This window comes from Desulfovibrio sp., from assembly GCF_035644575.1.
Taxonomy (GTDB): Bacteria; Desulfobacterota; Desulfovibrionia; order Desulfovibrionales; family Desulfovibrionaceae; genus Desulfovibrio.
Window position 1 is genome coordinate 1 of record NZ_DASQOG010000142.1, and the last position, 13,614, is coordinate 13,614.

General features: G+C 59.0%; 13 protein-coding genes. 8 read left to right on the top strand and 5 right to left on the bottom strand.

Translation table 11 applies throughout. From position 1 onward, the window contains the following. The 5 genes from prfB to dapA form a co-directional block, all read left to right on the top strand. A protein-coding gene (gene prfB / locus VEZ52_RS08015; protein WP_324836359.1) for a peptide chain release factor 2 occupies positions 1-1,108 on the top strand; the annotation gives its coding sequence in 2 pieces (ribosomal slippage) (positions 1-69 and positions 71-1,108; 1,107 coding nt annotated over the 2 pieces). This gene is flagged as partial in the annotation. Next, positions 1,092-1,889, top strand: a complete 798-nt coding sequence (locus VEZ52_RS08020; RefSeq protein WP_324836360.1) for a GGDEF domain-containing protein — start codon at positions 1,092-1,094, stop codon at positions 1,887-1,889. The genes prfB and VEZ52_RS08020, both read left to right, overlap by 17 nt. Then, positions 1,889-2,701: a MinD/ParA family protein gene (locus tag VEZ52_RS08025; RefSeq protein ID WP_324836361.1), complete on the top strand. Its 813-nt coding sequence runs from the start codon at positions 1,889-1,891 to the stop codon at positions 2,699-2,701. The genes VEZ52_RS08020 and VEZ52_RS08025 overlap by 1 nt, the downstream gene beginning before the upstream one ends. Positions 2,702-2,815: 114 nt before the next feature. Continuing rightward, positions 2,816-3,091 carry an HU family DNA-binding protein gene (locus VEZ52_RS08030; protein ID WP_022659461.1) on the top strand — a complete coding sequence of 92 codons (276 nt, stop codon included), beginning with the start codon at positions 2,816-2,818 and terminating at the stop codon, positions 3,089-3,091. 116 nt (positions 3,092-3,207) lie between these two features. Beyond that, on the top strand, positions 3,208-4,086 hold the full coding sequence (dapA, locus tag VEZ52_RS08035; RefSeq protein ID WP_324836363.1) for a 4-hydroxy-tetrahydrodipicolinate synthase: 879 nt from the start codon (positions 3,208-3,210) through the stop codon (positions 4,084-4,086). Positions 4,087-4,169: 83 nt separating this feature from the next. Here the strand turns inward: dapA and phoU are convergent, their stop codons facing one another. The 4 genes from phoU to VEZ52_RS08055 form a co-directional block, all read right to left on the bottom strand. After that, the gene (phoU, locus tag VEZ52_RS08040; protein WP_324836364.1) at positions 4,170-5,000 is read right to left on the bottom strand and encodes a phosphate signaling complex protein PhoU; all 831 of its coding nucleotides are present in this window, start codon (positions 4,998-5,000) and stop codon (positions 4,170-4,172) included. A gap of 107 nt (positions 5,001-5,107) precedes the next feature. Continuing rightward, positions 5,108-5,863, bottom strand: a complete 756-nt coding sequence (gene pstB / locus VEZ52_RS08045) for a phosphate ABC transporter ATP-binding protein PstB (RefSeq protein ID WP_291445409.1) — start codon at positions 5,861-5,863, stop codon at positions 5,108-5,110. After that, on the bottom strand, positions 5,860-7,749 hold the full coding sequence (locus VEZ52_RS08050) for a sensor histidine kinase (RefSeq protein ID WP_324836365.1): 1,890 nt from the start codon (positions 7,747-7,749) through the stop codon (positions 5,860-5,862). Before VEZ52_RS08050 ends, pstB begins: the two co-directional genes overlap by 4 nt. A 127-nt stretch (positions 7,750-7,876) precedes the next feature. Next, a complete protein-coding gene (locus tag VEZ52_RS08055; protein ID WP_324836366.1) occupies positions 7,877-8,554 on the bottom strand; it encodes a response regulator in 678 nt (225 codons plus the stop codon). Between the two features lie 246 nt (positions 8,555-8,800). Here VEZ52_RS08055 and VEZ52_RS08060 point away from each other — a divergent pair, with 246 nt between their 5' ends. From VEZ52_RS08060 to pstA, 3 genes are all read left to right on the top strand, one after another. Continuing rightward, entirely contained in the window at positions 8,801-9,619 is an 819-nt protein-coding gene (locus tag VEZ52_RS08060; RefSeq protein WP_324836367.1) for a PstS family phosphate ABC transporter substrate-binding protein, read from the top strand. Between the two features lie 83 nt (positions 9,620-9,702). Beyond that, on the top strand, positions 9,703-10,593 hold the full coding sequence (gene pstC / locus VEZ52_RS08065) for a phosphate ABC transporter permease subunit PstC (RefSeq protein ID WP_324836368.1): 891 nt from the start codon (positions 9,703-9,705) through the stop codon (positions 10,591-10,593). Positions 10,594-10,824: 231 nt separating this feature from the next. Beyond that, positions 10,825-11,643 (top strand): phosphate ABC transporter permease PstA, encoded by an 819-nt coding sequence (gene pstA, locus VEZ52_RS08070; protein WP_324836370.1) that lies wholly within the window; start codon positions 10,825-10,827, stop codon positions 11,641-11,643. A 381-nt stretch (positions 11,644-12,024) separates the two neighbouring features. Here pstA and VEZ52_RS08075 read toward each other — a convergent pair whose 3' ends face one another. Next, a complete protein-coding gene (locus tag VEZ52_RS08075; protein ID WP_324836369.1) occupies positions 12,025-13,581 on the bottom strand; it encodes an outer membrane homotrimeric porin in 1,557 nt (518 codons plus the stop codon). Positions 13,582-13,614 lie beyond the last annotated feature (33 nt).

Sequence of the window (13,614 nt, forward strand, 5' to 3'; positions counted from 1 at the left end):
CAACTCAGTGATCTGCGCGCCGCATGCCAGCCCCTTTCCCAACGTTTCGCCACCCTCTGGGGGCGTCTTTGACGTTGCCGCCAGCCAGAAGCGCCTGCAGGACATCGAACACGAAATTTCCCGCCCCGGCGCATGGGACAATCCCGAAGCGCTGACCCCTGTTTTGCAGGAAAAGCGGCGTCTCGAAGAAGAAATCGAGCGTCTCAGCCGCCTCAAGACCTGCCACGACGACATGAACGAATGGCTGGCCCTGGCCTCTGAAAGCGAAGACCCCGAAGCTCTGGAATCCCTTGACCAGCAGAACCGCGATCTTGCCGCGCTGCTGGACGAAACCGAGCTTGTCATGCTGCTTTCCGGCGAGGAGGACAACCAGGACGCCATTCTTGAAATCCACCCCGGCGCTGGCGGCACGGAGTCGCAGGACTGGGCCGAAATGCTGCTGCGCATGTACACCCGATGGGCCGCGCGCCACAAGTACGCCGTGGAAGAGCTGGACTACCTGCCAGGCGACGAGGCGGGCGTTAAAAGCGTTACCCTGCGCATTGCCGGGCCGCATGCCTTTGGCTTTCTCAAAAGCGAGCGCGGCATCCACCGCCTTATCCGCATTTCGCCTTTCGATTCATCGGGCCGCCGCCACACATCCTTTGCATCTGTGGACGTGATCCCCGACGTGGGCAACGATATTGAGCTGGACATCAAGGAATCCGACATCCGCGTGGACATTTTCCGCTCCAGCGGCCCTGGCGGGCAGAGCGTCAACACCACAAGTTCGGCCGTGCGCGTGACCCACATTCCCACAGGTGTCACCGCCCAGTGCCAGAACGAAAAATCGCAGCACCACAACAAGGACACGGCCATGCGCGTTTTGCGCGCCCGCCTCTACAACATCGAGCTGCAAAAACGCGATGCTGAGCGGCAGGCTGAATACGCCGGCAAGGACGCCATAGCCTTTGGCAGCCAGATCCGCACATACACCTTGCAGCCCTACAGGCTGGTCAAGGATCACCGCACCGGTTCCGAAGCCGGAGATGTGGAAGGCGTTTTGAACGGTCAGATCGACCAGTTCCAACACGATTACCTGCTGCACCGACATGAGCAACAACGCTGATTTTGACGCACTCGCCAACGAGCTGCTTGCCTTGCGGCAGGCAGACGGCGCTGCTTCGCGCAGCAGCGGCGAATCTGTGCTGGTGGCCCGGCTGCTGCCGGGTTTCAACGTTGGCAGGTGGCAGGAATTTTTACGCCGCTACCCCACCGGGCGCTGGTGCGCCCTGCCCGCTGGCCCCGGCCTTTTGCCGGAACTTGGCGGCGGCCCCAGCAATGCCCCCGGCCACCTTGCCCACCTGCTCATGGCCGAAATGTTTACGGTGCAGATAAACCGCGAACTGTTGCGCCTCTCCCGCACGGGGGGCGATCTGGCCGTGATTGAAGGCGCCGTTTGCGACAGGACGCATCTGGACGAAGCCTCGGTGCTGGCGCTGGAAGGCCTGCTTGTGGACTGCCTGCGGCAGTGCCGCGAGGAATGCGATACCCTTGGCTGTACCGGCCTTGGGCGCTTTGCCCTGCTTCTGCCCGGCGTCAGCGTGCTGCGCGCCCGCCTGATGGCCGAGCAGATACAAAAAATCTTTGCTGTCCGGGCAGCGGAAATTTCCATTGCCAGCAAGGGCAGACATGCGGCAAAGGCCAAGTGCGCCTTGGGCATAGCCTGCGCCGATCAGGGAGGCAGACCAACCCCAGAGGCCCTTTTGGGCAAGGCCGCACAGGCCACGGACGAGGCTCTGGCCCAAAAACACGGCCACATTTGCATAGCGGGTGGTGCTGCCCTTGACGCCAGAACCACCCTTGTACATTCCAGCGAAAAACGATTTCTCTTCTTTGGGGGAAACTGATGGCGAATACGACATTGAGCGTTGCCCTGCTGAGCGGCAAAGGCGGGGTGGGCAAAACAAACATGTCGCTCAATATAGCCTGCGCCCTGCACCAGCAGGGATTTAAAACCCTGTTGATGGACTGCGATCTGGGCCTTGCGAACCTTGACGTCCTGCTGGGCATTACGCCGGAAGGCAACCTCCAGACGGCCCTCCTGGGCGAAGCCGATATATCGGACGTGCTCTGCCAGATTGACGGCGAGGACTTTGCCGTGCTGCCCGCAGCGTCTGGCGTGCCGGAACTGACCGAGCTGCAACCCGACGCGCGCGACCTGCTGCTCTCCCGGCTGGAACCTGTGCTGCACAAATATGATTTTGTCTTCATGGATATCGGCGCGGGTATTTCCGGCACGGTGCAGACCTTTGCCGCCATGGCTTCGGTGCGTGTTGTTGTCATCACGCCCGAGCCTACGTCCCTGACAGACAGCTACGCCCTCATCAAGGTGCTCAACAGCCGGTACGGCTTGCGCGATTTCATGGTGCTGGTCAATCAGGCCACCTCGCAGGCCGAGGCAAAATCTTCATTCGACAAACTTTCCGGCGCGTGCAAACATTTTCTGCACATAGAGCCTGTTTTGCTGGGGCATGTGCGCTCCGACAAAAAATTGCCAGAGGCGGTCTGCCTGCAAAAGCCGCTGATGATGCACTCTCCGGGCAGCCCCGCTGCGCTGGATTTGCAGAACATGGCCTCGCGATTGCAGCGCATCAGGCTGGGAATGCTTGACTGGCTTGGCTCGCGCAACATTTTGCAGCCGGTTCCGGTTCAGGACTAGATTTTTTGTCAAACTGTTTACCTTGTCTGAGAAAAGGTATAGGGTTGAATTACTAATAAATGCCCGACGTTGTCGCCCTGTCGGGCAAACATGTAACGCGGTCACGGAGGCATGATGAACAAGAGCGAGCTTATCAAGGCACTGGCCGACGAAACCAACATTCCTCTGGACGACGCGTCGTTGGTGGTCAACACCTTCTTTGACGCAATGAAAAAATCTCTGCTTTCCGGAGAGCGTATTGAAATACGCGGCTTCGGCAGCTTCAAAATCAAGGAGTACGAAGGCTACGCCGGCCGCAATCCTAAAACCGGCGAAAGCGTCGTTGTTGAATCGAAACGCCTGCCCTTTTTCCGAGCGGGCAAGGAATTGAAAGAATTTATCAATCAGTAAGGCTGTAACGCGCTGCCGAACCTGAGGCCCATGCGGGGCCGCCTGCCTGCGAGGGCCAAACCTTCGCGCGGGCTTTTGTTCGCTTTTTGCTGCGCGCTGACACACAGGAGTCTGTAATGCAATTTTCAGGTGCATTGACCGCGCTTGTAACCCCGTTCAAGAACAACGCTCTGGACGAAGAAGCATACCGCGCATTTATTGAACACCAGATCAGCGAAGGCATTCACGGTCTGGTTCCCTGCGGCACCACGGGCGAATCCGCCACCCTGACCCATGAAGAACACGAAAGGGTCATTGAAATATGCATAGATCAGGTCAAGGGCCGTGTTCCGGTTCTGGCGGGCGCGGGTTCCAACAATACCATGGAAGCCATCCGCCTGACCAAGTTTGCGCAAAAGGCCGGGGCCGACGGTGCGCTGCTCATCACCCCCTACTACAACAAGCCCACCCAGGAAGGCCTGTACCAGCACTTCAAGGCCATTGCCCAGGCTGTGGACATGCCCCTGGTGCCCTACAACGTGCCGGGACGCACGGGTTGCAATCTGCTGCCCGCCACTCTCGCCCGTATGGCGCACGACTTCCCCAACATTGTGGGCGTCAAGGAAGCCACCGGCGACCTGGTTCAGGGCAGCCGCGTGCTTGAAAGCTGCCCCGAGAACTTCAGCGTCCTCTCCGGCGACGACTTTACAGCTCTGCCCCTCATGGCGCTTGGCGGCAAGGGTATCATCTCCGTTACCTCCAACATTGTGCCTGGCCGCGTTGCCGCCATGTGCAATGCCTTCAACAAGGGCGACCTCAAGGAAGCGGCGCGCATCCATCATGCGCTCTTTCCCCTGCACGATGCCCTGTTCTTTGAGAGCAACCCTATTCCGGCCAAGACAGCGCTTGCGCTCATGGGCCGCATGGAAGCGGAAATCCGCCTGCCCCTGTGCCCCATGGCCGAAGGCACCAAGCAAAAGCTTATTGAAGTGCTGCGCCAGCAGAACCTCATCTAGCATTGTTGCAGCAAATATGACAAAGCCCCCGAGCCTCGCAGGTTCGGGGGCTTTTGCGTTCAAGCTGCAATAACAATCTGATATCAGGCGCGGTCTTCAGGGCCAGCTGTATCGTCTGCCGCCTCATCAGCTGCATCGTCCGCGTCCGCATGCATGGCGGAAGACGATGAGGCGCAGGTCGCGGAATCAGCTATAGCGGCTGACTGGGCAGCAACGCTACCAGTGCGCGCCCCTTCGCCACGTTCTTCACTCTTGTGCTTCACGCTTTCGCCCTGACTGATAAAGTAGACCTGCTCCGCAATGTTGATGGAGCGCCGCCACACGCGCGTGAGCGAGCGGGTCACAAGTATGATGTGCATGGCCTGATAGGGATCCAGACTGGAATCAGGGTCAGAAAGGCTTTCCATGATCTGCTGGATGATGCGCACTTCGCTTTGCACGGCTTCTTCATCACCGCGCAGCATATGCAGGGCGTCTTGCGCATTGTTCTCACGGAACACACGCACGGCGCGGTCAAAAGCCTCGCTGGCCTTGTAGTACATCTCGCGCACATGGGGGATCACCCCAAAGCCGGGCTTGTCCTGCATCAAAATGGCCTGTTCGGCCATGCTCACGGCCTCGTCGCCAATGCGCTCAAGGTCAACCACCATACGCAGGGCGCTGACCACAAAACGCAGATCCCCGGCCACAGGCTGCGTGCGGGCAAGCAGTTGCAGGGCCATCTCGTCAATTTCATTTTCCAGAGCGTCAATGGCGGCATCGTTTTCAATGACGGACGCCGCGCGGCCCGGATCACCAGCCGCCATGGCCTTGCCGGCGTCTTCCAGGGCAATGCCCACGCTGGCGCACATGACCAGCAGCCTTGTACGCAGTGATACGAGCAGTTGTTGCAAATAATTGGCCTGTTGCTGCATGATCGTTCTCCCGGAACAATTACGCTTGAATGTGAACTGCCCTGCGCTCTCAGCGGCGCACTGGCAGCGCCTGAACATGACGTCCTGACGGCTGCGAGAGCAGGCGGTTAGCCAAAACGGCCTGTAATATAGTCTTCCGTCTGCTTCTTGGCCGGTCTGGTGAACATGACATCCGTGGCGTTGTGTTCAATGAGCCTGCCCATGTAAAAAAATGCCGTATAGTCAGAAACGCGGGCCGCCTGTTGCATGTTGTGCGTAACAATGATGATGGAAAGCGATTCGCGCAGTTCGCGGATGCTTTCTTCAATCTTTTGGGTGGCGATGGGGTCGAGGGCGCTTGCGGGTTCGTCCATGAGCAGCACCTCCGGCTCCACAGCCAGGGCGCGGGCAATGCACAGCCGCTGCTGCTGCCCGCCGGAAAGCCCCAGCGCCGGACTTTGCAGGCGGTCTTTGACTTCTTCAAAAATGGCGGCCCTGCGCAGGGAAAGCTCCACTTTTTCGGCGATCAGGCTTTCGTCCCGCAGGCCATTGACGCGCAGGCCGTAGGCCACGTTTTCGTAAATGGTTTTAGGGAAGGGATTGGGCTTCTGAAACACCATGCCCACGCGGCAGCGTAGCGAAACAACATCCGTATCGGGACGGTTCACGTCCTGACCATCCAGAATAATTTCGCCTTCAACACGCGCGCCGGGAACAAGGTCGTTCATGCGGTTCAGACAGCGCAAAAAGGTTGATTTGCCACAGCCCGATGGGCCAATCAGGGCCGTAACCCTGCGCGGCTCAAAATTCAGGCTTACTTCGTGCAGGGCCTTGTTTTGCCCGTAGTATACACTGACGTTGCGTGCCAGCAGATGCTCGTTCATGAAAGTGCCGCTCCGTAAACGGAAGATAGGGTGAAAACAAGGGCCGTGCTGCCGTCCTGCGCCGGGCTTTCCGCCCGGATGCGGCCACCGTGCCGTTCAACAATGTGCTTGCAGATAGCCAGCCCAAGACCGGTAGTGGCCTGGCCCCTGTGCCGTTCCACCTGATAAAAGCGTTCAAAAATGCGCTCCAGATCGCCCTTGGGAATACCGGGGCCGTCATCCACCACGCGAAAGACCACATCCGGCCCGCTCACGCGCGCGCTGATGCGCACATCGCCGCCTTCCGGCGCATAACGGCCAGCATTTTCAATAAGGTTTCTGAATACCTGCGCCAGATGCGGCTGGCTTGCCATCACGCGGCAGTCTGCGGGGATATCCACAACCACAGAACACTTGCGGCGCTCAAGCACTTCGCGGCACATGCCCGTGGCCTGCGATACGGCATCGCGGGGATCCGTGGGGCTGAGTTCCAGGCTGCCTGTCTTGCCTTCCAGCCGCGCAAGGGTGAGCAGATCGTCCACCATGCGGCTGAGGCAAACCCCGTGTTTCAGAATAATTTCGCCAAAACGGCGGCATTCGGGCGAGGCATCCAGACTGATAAGGGTTTCGGCATAGCCCTGAATGGCTGTCAGCGGAGTGCGCAGCTCATGCGACACGTTGGCCACAAAATCGCGACGCACGCGCTCCAGCCGCATAAGCTCTGTAATATCGTGGAATACCGCCACAGCACCCACGCCTGTCTGGCCCAGATGCTCAAGGCCGCAGGGGCGGGAAATGCATACCGACATGACCTGCCCGGACGAAAGCTCAAGTTGCAGATACCGCTGCTCGCGATTGAGCGTTGGCTCTTCGCCTGCGGCAGCGCCCTCGTGCTCCGCAGAGGGGGCAACGCTGGTTTGTGCCGCGTCTGTCTGAGCTGCTCCAGAACCGGACGCAGCGTTGGCCCCAGAACCGGACACCGGGCAGGCGGCCATGGCCGCATCCACTGCGGCCTGCAACTGCGGCGAGGGAATAACTTCCACCACCTGCGCGCCCAAGGCCGATGCCGCAGCAGGAAATTCACGTGCCAATGCCCGGTTGCAGCGGCGGATGCGCCCATGCGGGCCCAACACCAGCACGCCGTCGCTCATGGTTTCCAGTATGCTTTCAAGCTGGGCTGTCTGCTCCGCAGCCGTGCGCACATGGTCTTCAATATTTTCAGCCATGCGGTTTACCGCTTCAGCCAGCGGAGCAAATTCCCTGCCGGGAATGCGCCGCAAACGCCGCTGAAAATTCCCCAGTGAAATGGCTTCCACCACAGAGACCATCTGCGAAAGCGAATTGCGCAAAGCACCGGAAAGCAGACCTGCCAGAATCAGCGAAAGCACCAGCGTCACAATGCCGATTCTGGTAAATACGGCCACGCGGCTTTCAATTTCCTGTTGCAGGTTGTTCAGCGGCAAGGCAATGCGCAGTAGCCGCGCGTCATTCACGCGCACCGAGGCATACGCCATATCTGTGCCCAGCGTCCCGCTCGAACGCACGGAATATCCCTGCCCACCCTGCATGGCAGCCCGCACCTCAGGCCTGTCCGCATGGTTGTCGAGCTTTGAAACCGGCTGCGCGCCCGGCGCGGTGTCGGCCAGCACGTTGCCGCTGTTGTCAAGGAGCGAAAGCCGTTCCTGCGGCATTTGCAGTATGGCCGCCAGTTCGCGCAGGCCTTCAGGATTCGCCCCTGCCTTGTCGAGAATAGCGGCAGACAGCGTAGTTTCGCGCAACAGCCTTTCGCGCGCCGCGTCAACCTGACTCTGCTCAAAGGAAGCTCTGCCGTAATAAACGGCGATTCCCGATGCAATAAGCGCTGCGGCAAGCACGCTGCAAAAAATTCGTGTTCTGAAAGAAAGCATGGTTTTTCTCGCTCGTAACATGCTGTCGTGGGCAATTACATTTTGAGGATGTGCAACCTCAAAACGATCAAACGATAACGCTGGCGGCCATCAGTCAGGCGTACCGCCCTGCTCCCGCCGCTGCGTCTTACTCCTTGATGCGGTAGCCAACGCCGCGCACAGTCTCCAGCATGGGAGCTGCCTCGCCCAGCTTGGCGCGCAACCTGCGCACATGGGTATCCACAGTGCGAGCGTAGCCTTCAAAGGAATACCCCCAAACGTTGTTGAGAAGCTGCTCCCTGGTACGGACTGATCCGGCATGCCGCAGCAGGTCTTCAAGCAGGCGGAATTCCGTAGCCGTGAGGCTCAACAGCTCGCCCTCCACTTCGGCGGAATGCGCCTCGGTGCGCAGGCGTATGCCGTGCCGCTCAAGAACGGGGCTTTCAACCTTGCGCCCGCCGCGCCGCAGCACGGCCTTGACGCGCAGTATCAGCTCGCGGACGCTGAAAGGCTTGACCACATAATCATCGGCGCCAAGGCTCAGCCCCACCACACGATCCACTTCTTCACCACGGGCGGTGAGCATGAGCACCGGGATGTGGGAGGTTTCAGCCTGCGCCCCAAGGCGGCGGCACACCTCAAATCCATCCACACCCGGCAGCATCACATCAAGAAGCACCAGGTCGGGGGTGTGCTGCCGGGCAAGGGCCAGGCCCTGTGTGCCATCGGCTGCTTCATGCACGGTGAATCCCTCGCGCTCAAGATTGAAACGCAAAAGTTCACGAATATCCGCTTCGTCTTCAACTATCAGTATTTGCTGGCTCATATGTTTCACCTCTATGACGCAAACAGAGTACAGCGGCTTTGTGCGCCAAACTGATGGAGGGCATGTTACAATTGCGTGACGAAAAATATTTCAAACAATCTGCAATATTTCAGCATGTTAATTCCGCAGATTGTAGCTTCACGCAGTCTTCTTCGTTTCGTCATATTTCTGTAACAGAGGCGGGCAAAAAGAGAAACGTACCGGGAAACGCCCCGGCACCAACAGTAGAAACCAAGGAGAAAATCCATGTCTATCGGAAAACTGCTCGCCACTGCCCTCACGGTTCTGAGCCTCAGCGCTCCGGCCATGGCTGCCCAACAGGTCGTCATCAACGGTTCCACCACTGTGCTTCCTGTGGTTCAGAAAGCTGGCGAAGCCTTCATGGCCTCCCACCCCGATGTGGAATTGAGCATTTCCGGCGGCGGTTCCGGCAACGGCATCAAGGCCCTCATTGAAAAGCAGTGCGACATCGCCATGAGCTCGCGCGACATCAAGGAAAAGGAAGTTGAAGCTGCCAAGAAAAACGGCGTGACCCCCAACCGCGTTGTAGTCGCCATTGACGCCATCGTGCCTGTGGTCAACCCTGCCAATCCGGTTGCCGCTCTTACCACTGCCCAGCTGCGCGATATCTATGCCGGCAAGATCACCAACTGGAAGGAACTTGGCGGCCAGGACGGCAAGATCGTTGTCATCTCCCGCGATACGTCCTCCGGTACCTTTGAATGCTGGCAGGAACTTATCATGAAGGAAGAGCGCGTTAACCCCGCAGCTCTCATGCAGGCTTCCAACGGCGCTGTGGTGCAGGCCATTTCCAAGAACAAGAACGCCATCGGTTATGTTGGCCTCGGCTATCTCGACAAGTCCACCAAGGGCCTCAAGGTCAATGATGTGACCGCCAGCGCCCAGACCGCCCTTTCCAAGCAGTGGCCCATCGCCCGCGAACTTTTTGTCTTCACCAACGGCGCGCCTGCTGGCGGCGCCAAGGCCTTTGTGGATTACCTGCTGGATCCCGGCAAGGGCCAGAAGAACGTGCTTGAAGTGGGTTATGTGCCCCTGGGCAAGTAGGTAGATACTACCCGCGTTACACCCACAGCATCGGCGGAGCGGGAAGGCATTTGCCTCCCGCACCCGCCCGGGGAGAAAGCGCAATGCGCTCCAGAGACATCAAGGAAAAAGCGGTGCGCGTCACCCTTACCACCATGGCAGGCAGCTCGCTGCTGGCTCTGGCTGGTATTGTCATTTTTCTCTTCATGGAAGGTCTGCCGCTTTTCAGCGAATACCCCTTCCTCAATTTTCTGTTCGGCAACCTTTGGTATCCCACTGAGGAGCCGGGATTGTTCGGCATATTTCCCCTGCTGGTGGCCTCACTGGCGGTGACGGTACTTTCGTCCCTGCTGGCGGTGCCCATGGGGGTGCTGACAGCGGTTTACCTGACGGAAATCGCCCACCCCAACGTGCGGCGCGTTATCAAGCCTTTTGTGGAGCTGCTGGCGGCATTGCCCTCGGTTGTGCTCGGCTTTCTGGGCATGGTGGTGCTTGCGCCCTTTTTGCAGGATTATCTGGACGCCGCCACAGGTCTGAACCTGCTCAATGCCTCACTGGTGCTGGCGCTCATGAGCGTGCCGACCATCTGCTCCGTTTCTGAAGATGCCCTGTTCGGCGTGCCGCGCGACCTGCGCGAGGCATCGCTGGCACTGGGCGCGACCCGCTGGCAAACAACAGTGCGAGTGGTTATTCCTGCCGCTCTTTCAGGCATAGGCACGGCTGTGATGCTTGGCATGTCGCGCGCCATCGGTGAAACCATGGTGGTGCTGATGGTTGCTGGCGGGGCGGGCATCATCCCCACCTCGCTGCTTGACCCGGTGCGGCCCATGCCCGCCAGCATTGCCGCTGAAATGGCGGAGGCCGCCTTCCGCAGCGAGCACTACCACGCGCTTTTTGCCATTGGCATTGTGCTCTTTTTCCTGACGCTGGCCTTCAATCTGGCCGCCGGATACATAGCCGAGAAGCACCGTCAGGTGGGAACCTCAAGCCTGTAACCGCTCAGTGTTGCAAGGTTGCGCAGTATGACGCCAGTTCAGAACGAGGAAAAATCCATGTCAGCCACCAGCCGCCTTACCCCTGTTCCTTCCGCCGGGCCGAGCATCAAGCTCACACCGCGCCCGCTGGAAGCAGACCTCAAACATCACGGCGCGGATGAACCGCCGCGCGAAGAAGGCGCGCGCCTGCAATTTGCCAGCGGCAAGGGCCGCGGGCAGTACCAGACCTTCATGTTCTGGCTGTTGCGCGGTATTGCCGCCTGCAACGTGCTGGCTCTGCTGTCCGTTTGCGCATTTTTGCTGCAAAACGGCCTGCCTGCCCTGAGCTGGTCGTTCCTGACCGAGGCCCCCAGACAGATGATGACCAAGGGCGGCATATTCCCCTGTATCGTCGGCACGGCAATTCTGTCGCTGGGTTCACTCTTGCTGGCGTTTCCTCTGGGCGTTGCCTCCGCCGTATATCTCAATGAATACGCCAAGCGCAACGCCTTTGCCCGCTTTGTGCGGCTGGGGGTCAACAACCTCGCGGGTGTGCCTTCAGTTGTTTTTGGCCTGTTCGGTCTTTCATTTTTTGTTACCTTCTGCGGATTTGGCGTAAGCATTCTCTCGGGTGTGCTCACCCTTGCGGTTCTGACCCTGCCGGTCATTATCGGCACAGCCGAGGAAGCCCTGCGCAACGTGCCGGACACGTACCGCGAGGCCTCGCTGGCTCTGGGCGCAACCAAATCGCAGACCATTGCCCGCGTTATTTTGCCAAGCGCGCTGCCTGGCATGCTCACTGGGGCCATTCTGGGTGTGGCGCGCGCTGCGGGCGAAACAGCCGCCATCATGTTTACGGCCTCGGTATTCTATATGCCCAAGGGGCCGGATTCCATATTCAGCCCGGTCATGGCGCTCCCCTACCATATGTATGTTCTTGCCACGGCTGGTACGGAAATCGACAAGACCCGCCCCCTGCAATACGGCACCGGTCTCGTGCTGCTCTTGCTGGTGCTGGGCATGAACCTGCTTGCCATTATCCTGCGCGACAGGCTGCAGAAACGTCACTAATTCTCACACCCACCCTCCTCAAACTCCAATACCCTCTCCTTCCCTCCTCTCTGTCAGAGCCCGCTAAAGCGGGCTCTGCTCGTATTGGGCTTGCCAGCCTGGTTGCCAATCAATGACATGTTGCCGCATTGCCGCACATCCAGCGGTGGGATTCTTTCTATCCGGCGCAGAATCAGACAAGCTGAGGTGTCGTTTACCTTCGGACAGCGAGGGAACGGACTCCTCCGAACTCCTGCGATCTACTGCTCTGACATTGCTTTGATGCGACGAGACTGGCTAGAGGCACACAGAAAGATAGCCTGAATCAAAGACGCAAAAAGGGAGGCCCGGAGGCCTCCCTTTGAATGCGTATCAATCCGTCCGCAGACGGTTGCGCTTGGATTAGAAGCTGTACGCGAAGGTAACCTGAGCCTTCCACATATCCTGCTTGCTGAACGAGCTGGGGCTCTGAGACTTCTTCCAGGTGCTGTTGTCCATGCAGTTGACCAGGTAGTCCAGTTCCAGGTTCATTTCCAGGTTCTGGTAGATCTTGTAGGAGTTCACAAGGTTGAATTCCACAAGGCCGTCGCGGGTGGTCATGTAAGGCACGGTGGCAGCGCCCACGCCTTCAGTCCAGGCATAGGCAGAGCTCATGTATTTGACCATGCTGGTGCTGTTGGTGCCGCCCCAGTAAGCCAAACGGAAGGTGTGCTTCAGGTCTTCCAGGAAGCTCATGTCCTTCAACTGGGCGCCGATGCCCCAGGTACCAGCGTAGTCAACGCCGTAGTCCTGACGCAGCCAGCCGTAGTTGCCGTCGCCCATGTAGGAGGTGAAGTTGCCGGTGGGCACCAGGGAAGGCATGCGCTCGGAACCGTTCTTCACGCTGCTGTCATCGCCGGAAGCGTACCAGCCGAACAGACCGGGGGTAGCCCAATCCAGCTTGTATTCAACAAGGGCCTTGGCCAACCAGCCCTGACGCTGGGTGCTGCCGCGAACGATATCGCCGCTTTGGCCCTTCTGCACATCGTAACGGCCCATGCCTTCAACATAGCCGTAGTTGATGTCCAGTTCGATGTTCAAGGGATCGAACATGGTCACAGCCAGGGGCAGACCGGCCCAGAACATGGAGCCGTAGGCCTTGCTGGTGCCGCCAAGGGCCTTACCAGTGGAAGCGGCGGGGAAGGGCAGCAGAGTATAGGGGGGGTTGCCGTCACGGCTGCCGATATTGTGATAGGTGGGGTTGTCCACACCATCTTCGGTACCGTCATAGTAGTTGGTCAGGGTGTTCTTGCCCATCACGCCGTACATAACCCAAGGCGTAAGGTTAACGCCGTCAAAGGTCAGGGGAGCAGTCACGCCGAACAGATCCATGTTGTCAAGATAGTTCACATGGTTGTTGCTGTAGCGAGCATCCTTGCCATTGAAGTTATCATTGAAAGGACGCGCCCAGAAAGTGGTCATGCTGACGTTTTCGTTGAACTTGTACGAAGCAACCACTGCGGCCACATCGGTATCCATAACAGCGGATCCACCAGCGTAGGTGTTGGGCAGGGCAAGACCCTGGATACCCATGCGCACCTTGGCATCGGTCTGGGGGATGGCCCAGTCGATGTAGGCGTTCTTCACACGAACCTGGTTGGTGCCGTCAGCGCCAAGGGAGCCGCCCGTTGCAGACTGGCCCCACTTCTGCGTGCCGATTTCAAAGTACACGGTGCCGGACAGGGCTTCAGAAGCCACGGCGTCCAACTGCAAGCGCACGCGCTGCTGAGCGTCAAAAGTGTCGGTCGTGTCGGCCTTGCGCTTATTGCCGTTATCCGAAACTTTGCTGACAGGGCTGTCAGTACCAACGCCGAAGCCCATGAGCCACTGGCCCTTGGCCTTGAAATCAATGGCGCTGGCACCGGTGGCCGCGCCGAACACCAGGCCGGCGGCCAGGATAAGCGTACAGATGCGTTTCATAAATCCCTTCCTCTCTAGTTTTTCCCACAGGGT

Excerpts from the sequence above, each read along its gene's own strand:
- VEZ52_RS08020 (WP_324836360.1), top strand. The coding sequence starts at position 1,092 with ATGAGCAACAACGCTGATTTTGACGCACTCGCCAACGAGCTGCTTGCC.
- VEZ52_RS08025 (WP_324836361.1), top strand. The coding sequence starts at position 1,889 with ATGGCGAATACGACATTGAGCGTTGCCCTGCTGAGCGGCAAAGGCGGG.
- VEZ52_RS08030 (WP_022659461.1), top strand. The coding sequence starts at position 2,816 with ATGAACAAGAGCGAGCTTATCAAGGCACTGGCCGACGAAACCAACATT.
- dapA (WP_324836363.1), top strand. The coding sequence starts at position 3,208 with ATGCAATTTTCAGGTGCATTGACCGCGCTTGTAACCCCGTTCAAGAAC.
- phoU (WP_324836364.1), bottom strand. The coding sequence starts at position 5,000 with ATGCAGCAACAGGCCAATTATTTGCAACAACTGCTCGTATCACTGCGT.
- pstB (WP_291445409.1), bottom strand. The coding sequence starts at position 5,863 with ATGAACGAGCATCTGCTGGCACGCAACGTCAGTGTATACTACGGGCAA.
- VEZ52_RS08050 (WP_324836365.1), bottom strand. The coding sequence starts at position 7,749 with ATGCTTTCTTTCAGAACACGAATTTTTTGCAGCGTGCTTGCCGCAGCG.
- VEZ52_RS08055 (WP_324836366.1), bottom strand. The coding sequence starts at position 8,554 with ATGAGCCAGCAAATACTGATAGTTGAAGACGAAGCGGATATTCGTGAA.
- VEZ52_RS08060 (WP_324836367.1), top strand. The coding sequence starts at position 8,801 with ATGTCTATCGGAAAACTGCTCGCCACTGCCCTCACGGTTCTGAGCCTC.
- pstC (WP_324836368.1), top strand. The coding sequence starts at position 9,703 with ATGCGCTCCAGAGACATCAAGGAAAAAGCGGTGCGCGTCACCCTTACC.
- pstA (WP_324836370.1), top strand. The coding sequence starts at position 10,825 with ATGTTCTGGCTGTTGCGCGGTATTGCCGCCTGCAACGTGCTGGCTCTG.
- VEZ52_RS08075 (WP_324836369.1), bottom strand. The coding sequence starts at position 13,581 with ATGAAACGCATCTGTACGCTTATCCTGGCCGCCGGCCTGGTGTTCGGC.